Source organism: Vibrio natriegens NBRC 15636 = ATCC 14048 = DSM 759, assembly GCF_035621455.1.
Taxonomy (GTDB): domain Bacteria; phylum Pseudomonadota; class Gammaproteobacteria; order Enterobacterales; family Vibrionaceae; genus Vibrio; species Vibrio natriegens.
This window is the reverse complement of sequence record NZ_CP141823.1, coordinates 54,679-70,519: the sequence shown is the minus strand read 5'-3', so window position 1 is coordinate 70,519 and position 15,841 is coordinate 54,679. Positions and strand designations below refer to the sequence as shown.

General features: G+C 45.6%; 18 protein-coding genes. 12 read left to right on the top strand and 6 right to left on the bottom strand.

Annotation, left to right across the window (positions count from 1 at the left end; all coding sequences use genetic code 11):
• The first annotated feature begins 57 nt into the window (after positions 1–57).
• Both VER99_RS14915 and VER99_RS14910 read left to right on the top strand, forming a co-directional pair.
• The gene (locus VER99_RS14915) at positions 58–780 is read left to right on the top strand and encodes a sulfite exporter TauE/SafE family protein (protein ID WP_020334770.1); all 723 of its coding nucleotides are present in this window, start codon (positions 58–60) and stop codon (positions 778–780) included.
• Between the two features lie 63 nt (positions 781–843).
• Positions 844–1,230 carry an MAPEG family protein gene (locus tag VER99_RS14910; RefSeq protein WP_020334771.1) on the top strand — a complete coding sequence of 129 codons (387 nt, stop codon included), beginning with the start codon at positions 844–846 and terminating at the stop codon, positions 1,228–1,230.
• 52 nt (positions 1,231–1,282) lie between these two features.
• Here the strand turns inward: VER99_RS14910 and VER99_RS14905 are convergent, their stop codons facing one another.
• Positions 1,283–2,188 (bottom strand): DMT family transporter, encoded by a 906-nt coding sequence (locus tag VER99_RS14905; RefSeq protein ID WP_014234100.1) that lies wholly within the window; start codon positions 2,186–2,188, stop codon positions 1,283–1,285.
• Between the two features lie 194 nt (positions 2,189–2,382).
• Between VER99_RS14905 and VER99_RS14900 the strand changes: the two genes are divergently transcribed.
• Positions 2,383–2,838 (top strand): NUDIX hydrolase, encoded by a 456-nt coding sequence (locus VER99_RS14900; RefSeq protein ID WP_020334772.1) that lies wholly within the window; start codon positions 2,383–2,385, stop codon positions 2,836–2,838.
• A gap of 9 nt (positions 2,839–2,847) precedes the next feature.
• Positions 2,848–3,396 (top strand): GNAT family N-acetyltransferase, encoded by a 549-nt coding sequence (locus tag VER99_RS14895; protein WP_020334773.1) that lies wholly within the window; start codon positions 2,848–2,850, stop codon positions 3,394–3,396.
• 64 nt (positions 3,397–3,460) lie between these two features.
• Here the strand turns inward: VER99_RS14895 and VER99_RS14890 are convergent, their stop codons facing one another.
• Together VER99_RS14890 and VER99_RS14885 are read right to left on the bottom strand one after the other, a co-directional pair.
• On the bottom strand, positions 3,461–4,864 hold the full coding sequence (locus VER99_RS14890; RefSeq protein WP_020334774.1) for an anion permease: 1,404 nt from the start codon (positions 4,862–4,864) through the stop codon (positions 3,461–3,463).
• Positions 4,857–5,138: a hypothetical protein gene (locus VER99_RS14885; protein ID WP_020334775.1), complete on the bottom strand. Its 282-nt coding sequence runs from the start codon at positions 5,136–5,138 to the stop codon at positions 4,857–4,859. Before VER99_RS14885 ends, VER99_RS14890 begins: the two co-directional genes overlap by 8 nt.
• Between VER99_RS14885 and VER99_RS14880 the strand changes: the two genes are divergently transcribed.
• Both VER99_RS14880 and VER99_RS14875 read left to right on the top strand, forming a co-directional pair.
• Positions 5,139–6,713 (top strand): GHKL domain-containing protein, encoded by a 1,575-nt coding sequence (locus VER99_RS14880; RefSeq protein WP_020334776.1) that lies wholly within the window; start codon positions 5,139–5,141, stop codon positions 6,711–6,713.
• Positions 6,710–7,402, top strand: a complete 693-nt coding sequence (locus tag VER99_RS14875; RefSeq protein ID WP_020334777.1) for a response regulator — start codon at positions 6,710–6,712, stop codon at positions 7,400–7,402. The genes VER99_RS14880 and VER99_RS14875 overlap by 4 nt, the downstream gene beginning before the upstream one ends.
• A gap of 69 nt (positions 7,403–7,471) precedes the next feature.
• On the opposite strand, the gene VER99_RS14870 is transcribed toward VER99_RS14875, so the two are convergent.
• Positions 7,472–7,951 carry an aminoacyl-tRNA deacylase gene (locus VER99_RS14870; RefSeq protein ID WP_014234107.1) on the bottom strand — a complete coding sequence of 160 codons (480 nt, stop codon included), beginning with the start codon at positions 7,949–7,951 and terminating at the stop codon, positions 7,472–7,474.
• 152 nt (positions 7,952–8,103) lie between these two features.
• On the opposite strand from VER99_RS14870, the gene VER99_RS14865 reads away from it, so the two are divergent.
• The 6 genes from VER99_RS14865 to VER99_RS14840 all read left to right on the top strand — a co-directional run bounded on the left by VER99_RS14865 (position 8,104) and on the right by VER99_RS14840 (position 13,821).
• Entirely contained in the window at positions 8,104–9,651 is a 1,548-nt protein-coding gene (locus VER99_RS14865; RefSeq protein ID WP_020334779.1) for a glutamate synthase-related protein, read from the top strand.
• A gap of 187 nt (positions 9,652–9,838) precedes the next feature.
• Positions 9,839–12,010 (top strand): catalase/peroxidase HPI, encoded by a 2,172-nt coding sequence (gene katG / locus VER99_RS14860; protein ID WP_020334780.1) that lies wholly within the window; start codon positions 9,839–9,841, stop codon positions 12,008–12,010.
• A gap of 198 nt (positions 12,011–12,208) precedes the next feature.
• Positions 12,209–12,484, top strand: a complete 276-nt coding sequence (locus VER99_RS14855; protein WP_024372936.1) for a nitrogenase-stabilizing/protective protein NifW — start codon at positions 12,209–12,211, stop codon at positions 12,482–12,484.
• A 114-nt stretch (positions 12,485–12,598) separates the two neighbouring features.
• Positions 12,599–13,024: a PaaI family thioesterase gene (locus VER99_RS14850; protein ID WP_020334782.1), complete on the top strand. Its 426-nt coding sequence runs from the start codon at positions 12,599–12,601 to the stop codon at positions 13,022–13,024.
• A gap of 43 nt (positions 13,025–13,067) precedes the next feature.
• Entirely contained in the window at positions 13,068–13,457 is a 390-nt protein-coding gene (locus VER99_RS14845; RefSeq protein WP_020334783.1) for a MazG nucleotide pyrophosphohydrolase domain-containing protein, read from the top strand.
• Positions 13,458–13,569: 112 nt separating this feature from the next.
• The gene (locus VER99_RS14840; RefSeq protein WP_020334784.1) at positions 13,570–13,821 is read left to right on the top strand and encodes a DUF2999 family protein; all 252 of its coding nucleotides are present in this window, start codon (positions 13,570–13,572) and stop codon (positions 13,819–13,821) included.
• 97 nt (positions 13,822–13,918) lie between these two features.
• On the opposite strand, the gene VER99_RS14835 is transcribed toward VER99_RS14840, so the two are convergent.
• Entirely contained in the window at positions 13,919–15,304 is a 1,386-nt protein-coding gene (locus VER99_RS14835) for a TRAP transporter large permease (RefSeq protein ID WP_020334785.1), read from the bottom strand.
• Positions 15,291–15,833, bottom strand: a complete 543-nt coding sequence (locus tag VER99_RS14830; RefSeq protein ID WP_014234115.1) for a TRAP transporter small permease subunit — start codon at positions 15,831–15,833, stop codon at positions 15,291–15,293. Before VER99_RS14830 ends, VER99_RS14835 begins: the two co-directional genes overlap by 14 nt.
• Between the last annotated feature and the right edge of the window lie 8 nt (positions 15,834–15,841).

The following is a 15,841-nucleotide window of genomic DNA, read 5'->3' as shown; positions in this document are numbered from 1 at the left end:
GTACGTAAGAGACTTGGTGACGCTTTCGATGTCTCATTAAAAATAAGAATGGTCTCGATGGAATTCGATTCGATAAACTTGGTTGCGTTAGGTTTGATCTTTCTTGGATCCTACGTTCAAACGGCTATTGGCTTTGGCTTAGCAATTGTTGCTGCTCCTTTACTTATTATTTGGTCTCCAGAATATGTCCCTGCGCCTATCTGTTTAGTCGCTTTATTTATTTCTTTGATGAATGCAGTTAAACACCGCAGCAGCGTAGAAATTGGTGGCTTGAAGATGGCGTTGATAGGACGTATTCCGGGCTCTATTGCTGGTGGCGTCATGTTGTTCTTTGTATCAACCGAAGCACTTACGCTGTGGATTGGTATTCTAGTATTGTTCGCCGTGATTGTGAGTGTTTTGCCGTTTAGAATTGAACCAACGCCAACTCGTATGACATTTGCGGGTTTCTTTTCTGGCTTGTTTGGTACAAGTTCAGCGATAGGGGGACCACCAATGGCGCTCTTGCTGCAACATCAAGAAGCTAATCAGTTACGTGGTAACCTATCGGCTTTCTTCGTCGTCAGCTCTATCATTTCATTGATCGTTCAGATACCCGCTGGATTTTTTACATGGAATCATTTACTTATCACTATTCCTCTGCTGCCTGCAGCGGCGCTTGGCTATTGGCTAGCGATTAAAACGACTCAGTCTTTACCAAAAGAAAAAATCCGAGTTGGTGCGCTGACACTCTGTTTTGTTAGCGGCTTTACGGCCATTGTGCAGGGAGTGAACTTGTAGGTTGTCTGATGCCGCGTCGTGGATTAACTATAGTGATAGAACGATAAATCAAAAGGAATGGATATGATTACCGCTCTCTACGCTTGTATTTTGACTGTACTACTGATTTGGCTGGCAATTCAGGTTATTAAACTCAGACGCAAGAATAAGGTCGCTTATGCAGATGGTGGGGTCGAAGCGCTTCAAATAGCGCGAAGTGCGCAAAGCAATGCGAGTGAATACATTCCCATTACATTGATATTAATGGCGCTATTGGAGTACAACGGCGCGCAACCAGTTTGGATACACCTCACCGGAATCATCTTCGTGATTGGGCGTATTATTCACGCGCGCGGTATTTTGCAAGAGAGATTTAAAGGTCGGGTTAAAGGGATGCAGCTGACTTTTCTAATCATGGCTGCGTTGGTTGTTTTGAATTTGATTTATCTACCTTACGACAAGATTTGGTAACAAGCCCAGCATGAATGTTTTCTGCCGGGCCTGTTATTTTGATTAATCGCTTTTAAGCACTTCTGCGTGCGAAGGGTAATCGAATATGTCGACCAAACGCGTTAATCATCGCACCTGTGACGATTAACCCTGCGCCAATGTACGTCCATACTGACGGTAGCTCACCAAAGACGACAATACCTATCAGGCCAGAGAAGACTATCTGAATATAAGAGTAGGCGGATGCTTTGCCTGCTTCTTGGGTCTGCATCGCTTTCGTCATACCAAGTTGACCAATTTGGGTGAAAACACCAATTAAAACCAACATGATGGTCAGATAAAGATCAGGCACAACAAAATTGTCTCCCATCAAAACTATCGACGCTGGCAGGGCGACAAGTGGGAAATAGAAAATAATGACTGAACTGTCTTCTGTCCGGCTCAATTTTCTGACGATTACATACGCGATAGAGCTACCAAACGCGCCTAACAGTGCCATCATGACGCTAAATGGAGGCAGGGCATGTTCCGCTGATGCACCAGTTTCGGGGCGGACCATCACATAGATACCCAGCAAACATAACGCGATACAAACCAATGTTGATGGTTGAATCCGCTCTTTTAAGAAAAATACCGCGAGCAAAGCGGTAAATGCCGGATGAATATATTGGAATATGGTCGCTTCTGCCAAAGGTAAGGTGGTGACAGAGTAATAAACACAGACCAACGCAACGGTACCGACAGCACCACGTACGAGCAATAAAGGTTTGTTGTTTCCCCAGATAGAAATTCGTTTACGCTTCACGTCTAAGTAACTGATCACTAAGGAGACCAGAGCCCTTGCTGCGACGATCTCAAAAACGGGGATACCGTATAAACTGACGTGTTTAACCGTCGCGGACATCAGTGCGAAGCCAAAGGCAGAAAGAACCATAAAGCGAACACCAATGGGAACCATGGCGCTTAAAGAATTAGACATGAGAATGCTCGATTGTTGCGTGAGATCTCACTTTAACATACTAAGTGGTTAAAATAAGCCACTAGATAAAATGAAATTTGCCGATAAAATGAGATTGCACTTTGATATCTATCCGCTTCGCCAATCAATAGCAATTCATCGATACATTACGTTTTATGGTTGGTATAAATTTGCCTAACTCACAAGGAAATAACATGATTCCAGTACAAGCAACCCACGTGTCAGGTGTCGTCATTTCTGAGATTGATGGCGTGATCAAAATGTTGCTCTTAAAACGCGTGAAAGGCGGCTACTGGTGCCACGTTGCAGGCGGCGTGGAAGAGGGGGAGTTAGGATGGCAAACCATCTTAAGAGAACTTGAAGAAGAAACACAGATAACCGATGTAGAGCTGCATACCGCCGACTTCCTAGAGCAGTTTTATGAAGCGAAAAAGAACCGTGTCATGGTGATCCCTTGTTTTGTTATGTTCTGCCAGCCCAATCAAGGTGTTACGCTAAACCACGAGCATACTGAATATCGCTGGTGTACATTAGAAGAAGCGAAACAATTGGCGCCTTTTGCAAATCAACACAAACTTTATGAACACGTGTGGATGCATTACGTTGATAAGTCCAAACTGACGCCTTTCACACTCATAGAACAAGACTAAAGGAAGATAATGCTGCAAGCCGATGATTTAGAACAACGCTTTGCGATATCTGACAGAATATCGATGGAGCCGTTAGCGTCGAAACACACCTTAGAGCTGCTAGAAACCGTCAATGCCAATCGTGAAAGGCTAACGGTTTATTTACCCTGGCCTGAGTTTGTGACCAACAGACGTGAAGCTCGCCATTACATTTCACAAAGAGTGGATAGCAACGCAGTCGATGCGTATTGGTTTGCCATTTACTTTGACGACCGATTTTCCGGCGTGATTGGCTCAAAAGGGGTCGATCCAGAGACGCGCGTGACCGAAATCGGTTATTGGCTTGCGGATCATGGCAGAGGTAACAAATTGATTGATCAGGCTCTTTCTGTTCTCATCCTTTATCTTAAAAAGAGAGGCAATGCCAAATCTGTCCAATTCCACTGTTTGGAAGAAAATATAGCGAGTATCAAAATTGCCGAGCGTACCGGGGCGAAATTGAAACACTATCTGGACCATGATTTCGATATGTTGGATCGCTCTCAGCGATTGGGAGTTTATGAGTTGCCACTGAGATAAAGTATTTAAAAAACCGCCTTAATCGGCGGTTTTTTTGTTGTTGCGTAAGGGGGTTCGTCAATGCTTACCAAAGACCAAGCAATTTCCACCATGCGCCGCCCACGAAGATAAATACTGGGATAACGATGAGTGAGAATATAAAGCCAATTTTCCACCAGCTTTGCAGGCTGTGGAATCCTGCGCCAAACAAGATTGGGGCTGGGCCAGAAGAGTAGTGGGTCGTTGACATGTAAAGGTTACTGAAAATACCCAGTACGATAGCGGCCAGCATTGGTGGTGCGCCTGCTGAAATTGCAATCGCCAAGAATGCTGAATACATGGCGCTAATATGAGCCATTGCACTCGCCATCAAGTAATGGCTGTAGTAGTAAACCAGCAGCAGTACAACGACCGTTGTAACCCAGCCAAACCCAGACAACGAATCGCTCATAGACTGGCTGAACCAGCCGATAAAGCCAAGGCTGTTAAGTTGTGCTGCCATCATTACCAGAACGGCGAACCAAGTAATGGTATGCCAGGCTTCTTTTTCACCCAGCACCGCATCCCAGGTAATGGTGCGTGTCATAAGCAAGAACACCAAACCCAATAGTGCAGTAACGGTTGCATGAATGCCTAGTGTTGGGCCAAGAACCCAAAGTGAAACCATACCAACGAACGTGATACCAACCATGACTTCATCACGAGTCATCTTGCCCATTTCTGCCAATTTCTGACGAGCGATTTCGCGCATCTCTGGCGTTTTCTTTAACTCAGGCGGGAAAACAAAGTACATAACAAGTGGAATCAGGAACAAACACAGCAAGCCAGGTACAATTGCCGCTGTCGCCCAACCCGCCCATGTGATCTCGACGCCCTGTTCTTTTGCAAAGTTAGCAGCGAGAGGGTTACCTGCCATTGAAGTCAGGAACATCGCACAAGTGATCGCATTACATTGGAAGATACACTGAACCAAGAAAGCACCGATGCGGTTTTCTGTCCCTTTTTCTGGATCAGAATCGTATGCGCTGGCGACAGAACGGAATAGAGGAGAGATGATGCCGCCACAGCGTGCCGTTGTACTTGGTGTTGCAGGTGCAAACAGTAAATCGGTTAAAACAAGACCGTAAGCAAGACCGAGCGAGTTATGGCCTAATTTTGAAATAAACCAGTAACCAACACGTCGCCCAAATCCGGTCGTGATAAAGCCACGCGAGATAAAAAACGCAGCGGCGATCATCCAGATCGTCGGGTGAGCAAAGCCAGTGAGAGCGGTTTTAATCGGTAACACACCAAGTAAAGTCGCTACGGTTAAACCCGTTAAGGCCATTGCCCCAAGAGGTAAAGGGGCGAGAATCAAACTCAGCACCGTTGTGACAAAAATTGCCATCATTTGCCAGGCTTGATCAGACAGTCCTTCAGGGGTTGGGATAAACCACAATATACAGCCTATCGCCACCAGCAGGAGCATCTTCATTTTGGAATCATTCATACATCCATCTCCAAGTTAATTTTTCTCCATAATAGGGTCTGGATGGTGAGGAAAACTGAGGCAAATCAATTTCATGAGGAAGTGGTTTTTGCACTTGTTTAACTTGGGTGCTGAGGTAGATTCGGGCTGCAAATGCATTGAGAATAAACTCATTAAAATAATAAAAATCATAAAATTCATCATTGAGATATCGGTCAAGTTTTATCGCGTATTCCTCAATAATCGGTACAGACTTACGGTAAGCTTGGGCTAGGCAACCTTTAGGAATTCTCACGTGTCTTTAACCTCTTTCAGCTTCACTAAACAACTGGCCGCTTTACTTAGTGGCGTAATGCTATTGGGTATGTTGAGCTGGTGGAGCTACAGCGCGTATCAGTTGGATGAAATACTCACAAATCAAATCAGTCTGCGAGCACAAGTCCAGTCTCAGCAGCTATCTCAGTTACCCAGTCTCGTTACCGCTGTTTCATCTGGAAAAGCCGAAGCGGTGTCAGAGATCATCACCGCAGTTCAGGCGGTAAGTGATGCCGACTTTATTACCGTTAGCGATAAAAACGGTATCAGGTTGGCACACCCCGTTGAGGAACGTATTGGCCTTCATGTTACTGGTGGCGATATTGAGAGAGCGCTAAGTAGTGGGGAATCTTACCTATCGTACGGTATTGGTTCTTTGGGGCCTTCCATTCGTTATATTTCGCCAATTTTGTCTGACGATGGCAGTGTGATTGGCATGATTAAAGTTGGCTATCTTATTGATACTTTGGATTTATGGACCAGCGAACGCCTGTTACCTTTGTTTATTTTCGGACTTGGTGCTGTATGCATCTGTATTTGGTTATCCTGGAAGTTTTCACACTATGTCAGAAAACAGATGCAGGAGATGGAACCCTGGCAGCTTAGGCAGGCATTAAAAACTTATCAAGGGGTTTTGCAAGCGACTTACGAGGGGTTAGTCGCGATAAATTCACAAGGGCAGTTATACCTAATTAATGATTCCGCACGTTCGATGCTGAATTATAACAAAGAGCCTGGTGACGAATTCATCGAGAGTATTGATAACCCGACCTGTTTTTCTCTGGAAGGGGAAGATTACATCAATGGTTTAATTCGCGTGAACGGTAAAAACTTGGTGGTAAACCGAGTGACACTGCGTACCTCTGGCGGAGAACCTTATGGTGCTGTGTTTAGCTTACGTGACCAAAATGAGATGCACGTACTCTCAGAGAAAATCAGTCAGGTAAACCAGTATATGGAAAACATGAGAGTCACTCGACACGAATATCAAAATAAACTCTCGACCATTTCTGGCTTACTCCAGATGGGGGCTTACGAAAAAGCACTATCAGTGTGTTTGTCTCAAGCGAAAGCCAGTCAGTCACAGTTGGATTCATTGCATGCCCTTCATAACCGGCCAGCTTTGTCTGCGCTGATTCTGGCTAAAGCAAGTAAAGCGAATGAACTCGGCGTTGCGTTTAGTATTGATTGCCAAAGCGATTTGAGTCGGCTCTCTAAGCGTTTATCCGAAGAGCAGTTGTGTGGTCTGATCGGCAATTTGGCACAAAATTCATTGGACGCAGTCAAAGGAAGAGAGAATGGCCGCGTGGATATTCATATCTCAGAATCTGAGTGCGAGTACACTATCCAAATAGTCAACAATGGACCGATGGTTGAAAGTGAACTGGAAACCTTGTGCGAGCTGGGTTTTACTAGCAAGCAGAACAAGTCGGAACACGGAGTAGGAATGCACATTGTACGTTCTATTGTTGAGCAAGGGCTTGGCCATATGGAACTCGATAGCGATGAGTTAGAAACGGCATTCACGGTGTATTTTTCTAAGGAGATGGCATGATAAAAGTTGTGATTGTAGAAGATGATCCCAGCATAGCTGAGCTGCATCACCACTTTGTAGAACAGGTCGAACAGTATCAGGTGGTTGGTATCGCTGGTAGCGTCCATATCGCTCGCCAATTGGTGGAGAGAGTGCAACCAGACTTGGTCATCGTCGACAATTATCTTCCTGACGGCTTGGGCGTTGATTTGGTGTATCAGTGGCTCAATAGCGAACACAGACCAGAATGCATTTTGGTGACGGCGGCAAACGATGCCGATACGGTTCAAAAGGCCCACCGATTTGGCGCATTTGATTATTTGATTAAGCCAATGGATTATTCTCGCCTTACCGAAAGCTTACAACGATTCGCGAAAGTGAAAAATCACATGAGCAGCCAGGGCTCTTTTCGTCAGTCGCAGTTAGATGATCTGTTTCATTCAGGTAAGTCTAATAAGGTTGAACTGAATCACGTCGAGTTAGCAGGGCTAGACCCTTTCATGTATCGGCAGGTTATCGAACTGTTCACTCACATTAATATTGAACATACTGCCGCCAGCGTATCGGAACAATTGCCGATCAGTAAAAGTACATCTCGCCGCTACTTAGATAAAGCGGTAGAGCAGGGCGACTTGGTGGCATTTCTAGAGCATGGAAAGGTAGGTCGTCCGACCCGGGTTTATCGCAATAAGCACATCTCAGAAAGTTAAGTTTTCTAGATAAAAATAAAGGCTCTTAACGCAGAACGAAAAGAGCCTTTGTCGAGGTTTGGGGGAGCATCAATGTAGAACCTCACTACTGAACCTTAGGTATTTACAGTCGTTCATCAACTCTTTAAACGACTCTCTGTCAAGTTTGATCAACGTTTCATGGTCACCCGCTTCTAGATAGACATGATCAAGATTTGCTAATCTTTCATCGCACACCGTTGCCATGTGATAAGGGCTTCCAATTGGCGGAACGGCACCATGTTCACAGTCGGTAAAAAGTCGATAAACCATGCTTTCTTTAACCAAATGGAAAGAAGCGTTGAACTCATCGTTGAGTCTCGACAAGCTGATTTTATTGTTGGCTGGTAATACCGCCATCATATGATGACCTTCATGATCTTCAAGGATCACGGCTTTCGCCAAATTCATCAAAGGTATACCTGCAGATACACCACTTTGAAGCGAGCTATGACTGTGGCTGTGATTCACTGTTTGAAAGTGAATATTATGATCAGTCAGGTATTGATCTAATCGGGTTGCAATCGTCATAAAGCCTCCACGTGTATTACACCTCTAAAAGTATAGGAGAGATGTGAAGCAAACGCTTATTTTCTCTATGTTCAATGACGCTTATACGCACCTGTCCTACGCTTACGTTAACGCCTGCGATAACGACAGGTGGTAACAGAACTGGAGGCAGCATGAGTAAACCAATTATCGCCGATAACAAGCCAATCAAAGTCAACTTGGTGGAAGGGCAAGAATATTACTTCTGTCGTTGTGGGCGCTCCAAGAGCCAACCTTATTGTGATGGCTCGCATTCAGGGACCGGTCTGAAGCCAATGAGCTTTGTCGCCGAAAAGAATGAAGAGGCTTACTTATGTCGCTGCAAACAGACTTCTAACGCTCCATTTTGTGATGGTACCCATAAAAAATTTACGGCAGAGCAGGTAGGGCATGAAGCGCCGGAAGCAAAGAAAGAAAAAAGCGGAAAACCAGTGGCAGCGTCAACACAAGAAGAACCTACATTGGAGTTTATTCATCAACTGGCGAGAGAAGGGTTATCTAAACTCGGGCATCATGGCCCCATGGCTGCTATGGGGGTACCAAGACACCTGTTACCGCATTGGGACGCGATACAAATTATGGTCGCTCAGATGGCCACTCAGCCATTGATGGAAGATGTGCCAGTCGCAACCGAGTTAATTGTGGGGCCGAATGCACGTAAGCCTCTCAAGTTGGCGATCCCTTTGTTAGTCTCGGACATGAGTTTTGGCGCGTTATCGGAAGAGGCAAAAATTGCGCTCTCTAAAGGGGCAGAATTAGCCGGTACAGGAATTTGTTCCGGTGAAGGGGGCATGTTGCCTGAAGAGCAAGCCGCAAACTCTCGGTATTTTTATGAGCTTGCCAGCGCACAATTTGGCTATGAGGAGTCTAAATTGCATGGCGTACAAGCTTTTCATTTTAAAGGTGGACAGGGTGCGAAAACGGGAACCGGAGGACACCTGCCGGGCAGTAAAAACGTAGGTAGAATATCGGAAATACGTGGTATTCCTGAGGGCGAGCCCGCGATATCACCACCCACGTTTAAAGACCTCCACTCTGCACGTGACTTCAGGAAATTTGCTGACAGAGTACGTGCCATCACCGGAGGCATACCCATCGGATTCAAGCTCAGCGCGAATCATATTGAGCAAGATATTCAGTTCGCTCTGGATGCCAGTGCGGATTACATCATTCTTGATGGTCGTGGCGGTGGTACGGGGTCGGCACCATCCATGTTTCGTGATCATATCAGTGTTCCAACCATCCCTGCTTTAGCGCGTGCTCGTAAATATTTGGATCAAAAAGGCGTTAGTGACAATGTCACGTTAATTGTGACTGGTGGATTGAGAGTGCCAATGGACTTTGTTAAAGCTTTGGCATTAGGGGCTGATGGCGTCGCTATTGCAAACAGCGCAATGCAATCTATCGGGTGCGTCGCTGCGCGAATTTGCAACACCAACAACTGTCCCGCAGGTATTGCCACGCAAAACGCCGATTTAAGGCAGCGTCTTGATATTGACAAATCATCGAAACAATTGAAAAACTTTTTCGACGCGTCTGTCGAGCTGATGCAAGTAATGGCGAGGGCGTGCGGGCACGACGCGCTGAGTCAGTTCAACATAAATGATTTAGCGACATGGGATAGAAACATGGCGCAGTTATCTGGCGTGAAGTATTCGGGCGTCACTGATATTTATCGTTGATTGATGTTAACGCTAAATAGATACACGTTTAGTGACACTTACGTATTTCAGACATAACAAAATATTGACCAAAAAATCATCAGCAATCTGGTGTATAGACTACGCTGTTATAAATGAATATTTCTATTCATTTGATCGAGTAACGATTTTTATTAGCGGCTTCTGTGCCCCTAACAAAGGAGTTTTTATGAGCGACACAAGCGGCGGTTCAGTAGGTAAATGTCCGGTCATGCATGGTGGGCAAACATCTACAGACAAGTCAGTGATGGATTGGTGGCCAAATGCGTTAAATTTAGACATCCTGCATCAGCATGACTCCAAAACTAATCCCTATGGAAACGACTTCGATTACAAAGAAGAATTGAAAAAATTAGACGTCGATGCGCTTAAGAAAGATTTGAAAGATTTGATGACAGACAGCCAAGACTGGTGGCCAGCAGACTGGGGTCACTATGGTGGTCTTATGATTCGAATGGCTTGGCATGCTGCAGGTAGCTACCGTATTGCAGACGGTCGTGGTGGCGGTTCAACGGGTAACCAACGCTTTGCTCCTCTAAACTCATGGCCTGATAACGCTAACCTGGATAAAGCAAGACGACTCCTTTGGCCGATTAAAAGAAAATACGGTAACAAATTAAGCTGGGCGGATTTGATCCTTCTGGCCGGGAACATGGCTTATGAATCGATGGGCTTCAAAACCTTCGGTTTCGGATTTGGCCGTGAAGATATCTGGCACCCTGAGAAAGACACGTACTGGGGTTCCGAAAAAGAGTGGTTGGCACCGAGTGGTGGTGAAGGGACACGTTACTCAGGCGAGCGTGACCTAGAAAACCCACTTGCAGCAGTAATGATGGGACTTATATACGTAAACCCTGAAGGGGTTGATGGCAATCCAGACCCATTGAAAACAGCCGCTGATATGCGTGTGACCTTTGCACGTATGGCGATGAACGATGAAGAAACCGTTGCGCTTACCGCTGGTGGCCATACTGTCGGTAAATGTCACGGTAATGGTGATGCCGCAAATGTTGGCCCCGATCCAGAGGCTGCGGACCTTGAAGAGCAAGGCCTTGGCTGGATGAATCACACTACGCGTGGAATTGGTCGTGACGCTGTAACTAGTGGTTTGGAAGGCGCATGGACCACGCATCCAACCCAGTGGGATAATGGTTATTTCCACTTGTTGTTTAAGTATGACTGGGAACAGAAAATGAGCCCGGCTGGCGCTCATCAATGGGAGCCTGTCAATATTGACGAACAAGATAAACCCGTTGATGTTGAAGACAGCTCGAAACGCTATAACCCAATTATGACCGATGCCGATATGGCTCTGAAAATGGATCCTGAATATCGCAAAATTGCAGAGCGTTTCAAAAACGATCAATCGGCTTTCGAAGATGCGTTTGCTCGCGCCTGGTTTAAGCTAACACACCGTGATCTGGGGCCGAAATCTTGCTACCTAGGGCCAGATGTTCCGGCTGAAGATCTGATTTGGCAAGATCCAACGCCTGCGGGCAGTACAGGTTACGATGTTGATTCAGTCAAAACTAAGATTGAAGCGAGTGGTTTAAGCATTGGTGAACTGGTCAGCACGGCTTGGGATAGCGCACGTACATTCCGTGGCTCGGATCGCCGTGGTGGTGCTAACGGTGCTCGAATTCGTCTCGCGCCACAAAAAGACTGGCAAGGTAATGAGCCACAACGTTTGAGTAAAGTGTTACCGGTTCTTGAAAAAATCGCTGCTGAATCAGGATGTAGCGTAGCAGATGCTATCGTTCTTGCTGGTAACGTTGGTGTTGAGCTAGCCGCACGTGCAGCAGGTTACAATGTCACGGTTCCATTCTCGCCTGGTCGCGGTGATGCGAGTCAAGATATGACTGACGTCGAGTCATTTGAGGTTCTCGAACCTTTGGCAGACGGATACCGAAATTGGTTGATGAAAGATTATGTCGTCAAACCAGAAGAATTGATGTTGGATCGTACTCAGTTAATGGGTCTGACTGCACCAGAAATGACCGTGCTCGTAGGTGGTATGCGTGTGATGGGCACGAACTATGGCGGTAGCTCAGATGGCGTATTTACTGACCGCGTCGGCACCTTGTCTAACGACTTCTTCGTTAACTTAACCGATATGGCATACCAGTGGGTTCCGAAAGGTGAAAACCAATACGAAATCGTCGATCGCAAGTCAGGTGCAGTGAAATGGACGGCAACCAGAGTCGATCTTGTGTTCGGTTCTAACTCTATTTTACGCTCCTACTCAGAAGTGTATGCACAAGATGATAATCAGGAAAAATTCGTTCATGATTTCATCAAAGCGTGGGTAAAAGTGATGGATGCCGATCGCTTTGACCTATAGGGAAACAAACGAGTTCTCTTAATTAACTGTCATACGATAAATTCAGGCGGACTCAATGTTCGCCTGTTTTGTTATTGGTACTGTCGGCATCCCATCTGATAATCAAACCAGTTCTGAACATTAAGCGTCTGGAAATCAAAGAAAGTAGAATGAACAGCAATTAAACTGCATTGAATGACCAACCAAAGTGCCAGAGTTATGACTCAAAACGCTATTCAAGAAAAAATCGCTAGCTTCTCTCGCATAGAAGACGCGTTGAATTATTTCGAGATCGAGTTCGACAGCCGGTTTATCGAGAGTCATCGCACCGAATTAGTAAAGCGATTTAACGGCTATTTAATTTTGACCAAACCCGATGATTGGTTCTCAGCACGTCGCGCACTCAAAAACGCGTACTGCAAAGTACAACGCAGCTTGCTGGACAAAACAACCCGATCAGCCTGTCGAGGCTGCACGTCGTGTCAAAGACGCTAAGTCTGTTATACGCTGTTGCATGCCTACATACTGCAAACATAGATTACTCGCGACTTCCTTCAGAGTATTTGGCATATGCTAATTACACATTTTTAGACCGTATAAAGTGCCACTATGCTAACAGATACTGAACATCATAAACCTCATCAGTCCCATGACCATTGCGCAGTGTGCGCACCAATTGAAAACAATCCCCACTCTTTATCCGTCCATTACCAACAGCTATCAGATCATTCCATTTTTGGCGAATTCGATGTGCTTAACCGTCATCAAGGTTACACAGGACTGTTGCATGGTGGTATCGCCAGTTCATTGCTCGATGGCGCGATGACCAATTGCTTGCTGTCGATGGGTGTTGAAGCACTGACGGCTCAGCTCGATGTCCGCTATCACGCGCCTATCGCTTTAAAGGAACATATTGAAATTACCGCGCGTTGTGAAAGGGAAAGGCGGGGTGTTTATCAGTTAGTCGCTCAGCTAAGTGTCAATGAAGAAGTCAGAGTCAGTGCAATGGGAAAATTTATTCGCCCTAAAAGTTAGCTAACCGTATACTCGTAGCTAATGACTATTCCATGGAGGGAATATGAAAGAATTTGATGAACTACTCTCAATCGCGACGAGGAAGTCAGAGTTTGATTTGACCAATACCTGGTTTAAAGGTGTCGAAACCTATCTGGTTGCAATTGGTAAAGAAGTCGAAGAAGTACGTGAAGAGATAGCTGAAGATCGTCTTTGTTATCTGGAAGATGAACTTGGCGATGTGCTGTGGAATTATTTGAATGTGCTGAAAGCGCTGGAAAGAGAGAAAGGCATTGACCCGAAGAAAGTTCTCGATAGGGCTTGTAAGAAATACGAACAACGCGTGTCCGCTATCGAATCAGGCAGCAGTTGGGAAGACGTCAAATTGAAACAAAAAGAAGCGTTAAGTATCGAGTTGGCAGAGCAGGCAGAAAACAAGCAGAGCGTCATCTGACGAGACAGGCGCGTACAGGTTCGGACTGCATTTGGCATAAGTCTTACTATAAACAGACAAAACCAGATGGTAAACTACACGTCTGTTTTACTTAGTGATTAAAGGTAATTTGATGAACCCGATTCTTGCAATGCTGAAAGAGAATAATATCAGTGATGCTCAGATTAATGAGCTATTTCAGGCGTTGACGCAAAACCCTTTTGCAGCAATGGCAACTATCAGCCAGTTGGGTCTACCTCAGGAGCAGCTTCAAGCGTTGATGGCGCAAGTGATGCAAAATCCTGTGTTAATTAAAGAAGCGGTTGAAGAGTTAGGTTTGGACTTTTCAAAAGTGGTTGAAGCAAAAGAAAAACTTCAGCAGTAACAGAGTATCCTCAAACAAATATAAAAAGCCGCTAAAATATTACGTTTTAGCGGCTTTATTTTTACGCGATTTCTTATTTGCTTGTCAGCGAGGTCGGTTAACCATAAGCAACACTAGGGAACCACAACACCAATTGTGGCCATATAACCAGACAGATTAACGCGATTAGCTGTATAGCGATAAACGGAATCACACCGCGATAGATATCCTTCAGGGAAACACCTTCAGGGCAAACGCCTTTTAAATAGAACAGAGCGAAGCCAACCGGTGGGGTAAGGAAACTGGTTTGCAGCGCCATTGCGACGAGCATAACAAACCATACCAGACTTGGGTTATCCACCACGCCATGACCATCAAGCTCAATGCCTAAACTTGCTACCACAGGTGCTAGCAGCGGCAGTGCGATAAGGGTGATTTCTATCCAGTCTAGGAAGAATCCAAGCAAAAATACGATTAACAGAATAAACGCGATAATGCCGTATTGACCGAAAGGTAAGCCACTCAGGAACGACTCGATCAGTTCGTCACCGCCTAACTCCCTTAGCACCAAAGCAAAGCAGGAGGCACCCAAGAAGATCATGAATATGTAGGCAGTCGTTCCGTATGAAGAAAGCATCACTTCCTTCAAAACTTTTAAGTTGAGCTTTTTATTATAAGCCGCAAGTAACGTTGCCCCTAAAGCGCCTATGCCAGAAGCTTCTGTTGGTGTCGCTATACCCGCAAAAATCGAACCTAACACACAGAAAATCAGGATAACGGTCGGTGTGATATCTTTGAACACTTGTAAGATAAGCTTCCAGTCAACAGGCTCTACATTTTCTGGAATTGGTGCTTTGCTCGGGGTCATTTTACCAACGGTAAGGATATACAAAATGTATAAACTGCCCAGTAACAGACCCGGCATAATCGCGCCCATAAACAGATCGCCAACTGACAACCCAAGTTGGTCGGCCATAATCACCAACATGATGGAAGGTGGAAGCAGTATGCCTAATGTACCTGCTGAGGCGACCGTTCCAAGTGCCAGAGGAAGATGATAGCCCTGACGCATCATACTCGGCAGAGACATTACCGTTAACAGCACAACCGATGCACCAATGATGCCTGTAGAGGCGGCGAGTATGATACCAATCGCCATCACCGTAATGGCTAAACCACCGTGTACTTTGCCGAATAGCGCCTGCATCGAGGTCATCAGTTTTTCTGCAATGCCGGACTTATCTAGCATGTTGCCCATAAAAATAAACATCGGTAGGGCAACTAATATCCAGTTATCCATCACCTTATAAATACGGTTAACAACGAGACCAAGGGTGGTGTAATCGAGCCCGGTAAACGTATCAAGATAGAGATCGGCAAAATAACCGATTGCCGCGAAGACGATGCCGATCCCACCGAGCACATACGCTACGGGAATACCAGTGAATAACAACAGGATGAACGAGCCAAACATGGCGATAACAATCCATTCATTCGCTTCCATGGTCGTCTCCTTTGATTAACGTATCCAGATCGCGTAATAATTTCGCCACCATTGAGAGCAACAGCAAGCTAAAGCTTAAAGGGATCACGGCTTTTATCATCCAGCGATAAGGTAAGCCGGAAGGTGCGGCTGAACTCTCGTTGACGCGCCAAGCTTCGTAAGCGAAGTCGTAGGAATGGAGAATGACGATAACAACAAATGGTGCGGCGAGAAACAGAATGCCGAGTATGTCGACTAGGGCTTTTTTGCGAGCGGAGAACTTGTGATAAAACAGGTCGACTCGAACGTGTAAGTTGGTCACCTGTGCATAAGCGGTTCCGAACATGACTGCTGTGGCATAGAGGTGCCATTGCAGTTCTTCAAGCGCAATTTGCCCGTTGGAAAAGACTTTGCGCATTACGACCTGAATGATGATCACCGCTATTAACGCGAGGTTTGTCCAGGCCAACGCTTTACTCGCGGAAATAACCAGCCTCTCGATTTGAAAATAGAGTGGGACGGTTGGGGAAGAATATAGCACTTTGCTCATTGGCTACT

Bases quoted from the DNA above. Each gene is read 5' to 3' on its own strand.
- VER99_RS14890 (WP_020334774.1), bottom strand. From the start codon at position 4,864: ATGAATGATTCCAAAATGAAGATGCTCCTGCTGGTGGCGATAGGCTGT.
- VER99_RS14870 (WP_014234107.1), bottom strand. From the start codon at position 7,951: ATGACGATTGCAACCCGATTAGATCAATACCTGACTGATCATAATATT.
- VER99_RS14905 (WP_014234100.1), bottom strand. From the start codon at position 2,188: ATGTCTAATTCTTTAAGCGCCATGGTTCCCATTGGTGTTCGCTTTATG.
- VER99_RS14835 (WP_020334785.1), bottom strand. From the start codon at position 15,304: ATGGAAGCGAATGAATGGATTGTTATCGCCATGTTTGGCTCGTTCATC.
- VER99_RS14855 (WP_024372936.1), top strand. From the start codon at position 12,209: ATGACTCAAAACGCTATTCAAGAAAAAATCGCTAGCTTCTCTCGCATA.
- VER99_RS14895 (WP_020334773.1), top strand. From the start codon at position 2,848: ATGCTGCAAGCCGATGATTTAGAACAACGCTTTGCGATATCTGACAGA.
- VER99_RS14900 (WP_020334772.1), top strand. From the start codon at position 2,383: ATGATTCCAGTACAAGCAACCCACGTGTCAGGTGTCGTCATTTCTGAG.
- VER99_RS14850 (WP_020334782.1), top strand. From the start codon at position 12,599: ATGCTAACAGATACTGAACATCATAAACCTCATCAGTCCCATGACCAT.
- katG (WP_020334780.1), top strand. From the start codon at position 9,839: ATGAGCGACACAAGCGGCGGTTCAGTAGGTAAATGTCCGGTCATGCAT.
- VER99_RS14910 (WP_020334771.1), top strand. From the start codon at position 844: ATGATTACCGCTCTCTACGCTTGTATTTTGACTGTACTACTGATTTGG.
- VER99_RS14865 (WP_020334779.1), top strand. From the start codon at position 8,104: ATGAGTAAACCAATTATCGCCGATAACAAGCCAATCAAAGTCAACTTG.
- VER99_RS14845 (WP_020334783.1), top strand. From the start codon at position 13,068: ATGAAAGAATTTGATGAACTACTCTCAATCGCGACGAGGAAGTCAGAG.
- VER99_RS14830 (WP_014234115.1), bottom strand. From the start codon at position 15,833: ATGAGCAAAGTGCTATATTCTTCCCCAACCGTCCCACTCTATTTTCAA.
- VER99_RS14915 (WP_020334770.1), top strand. From the start codon at position 58: ATGGAATTCGATTCGATAAACTTGGTTGCGTTAGGTTTGATCTTTCTT.
- VER99_RS14875 (WP_020334777.1), top strand. From the start codon at position 6,710: ATGATAAAAGTTGTGATTGTAGAAGATGATCCCAGCATAGCTGAGCTG.
- VER99_RS14840 (WP_020334784.1), top strand. From the start codon at position 13,570: ATGAACCCGATTCTTGCAATGCTGAAAGAGAATAATATCAGTGATGCT.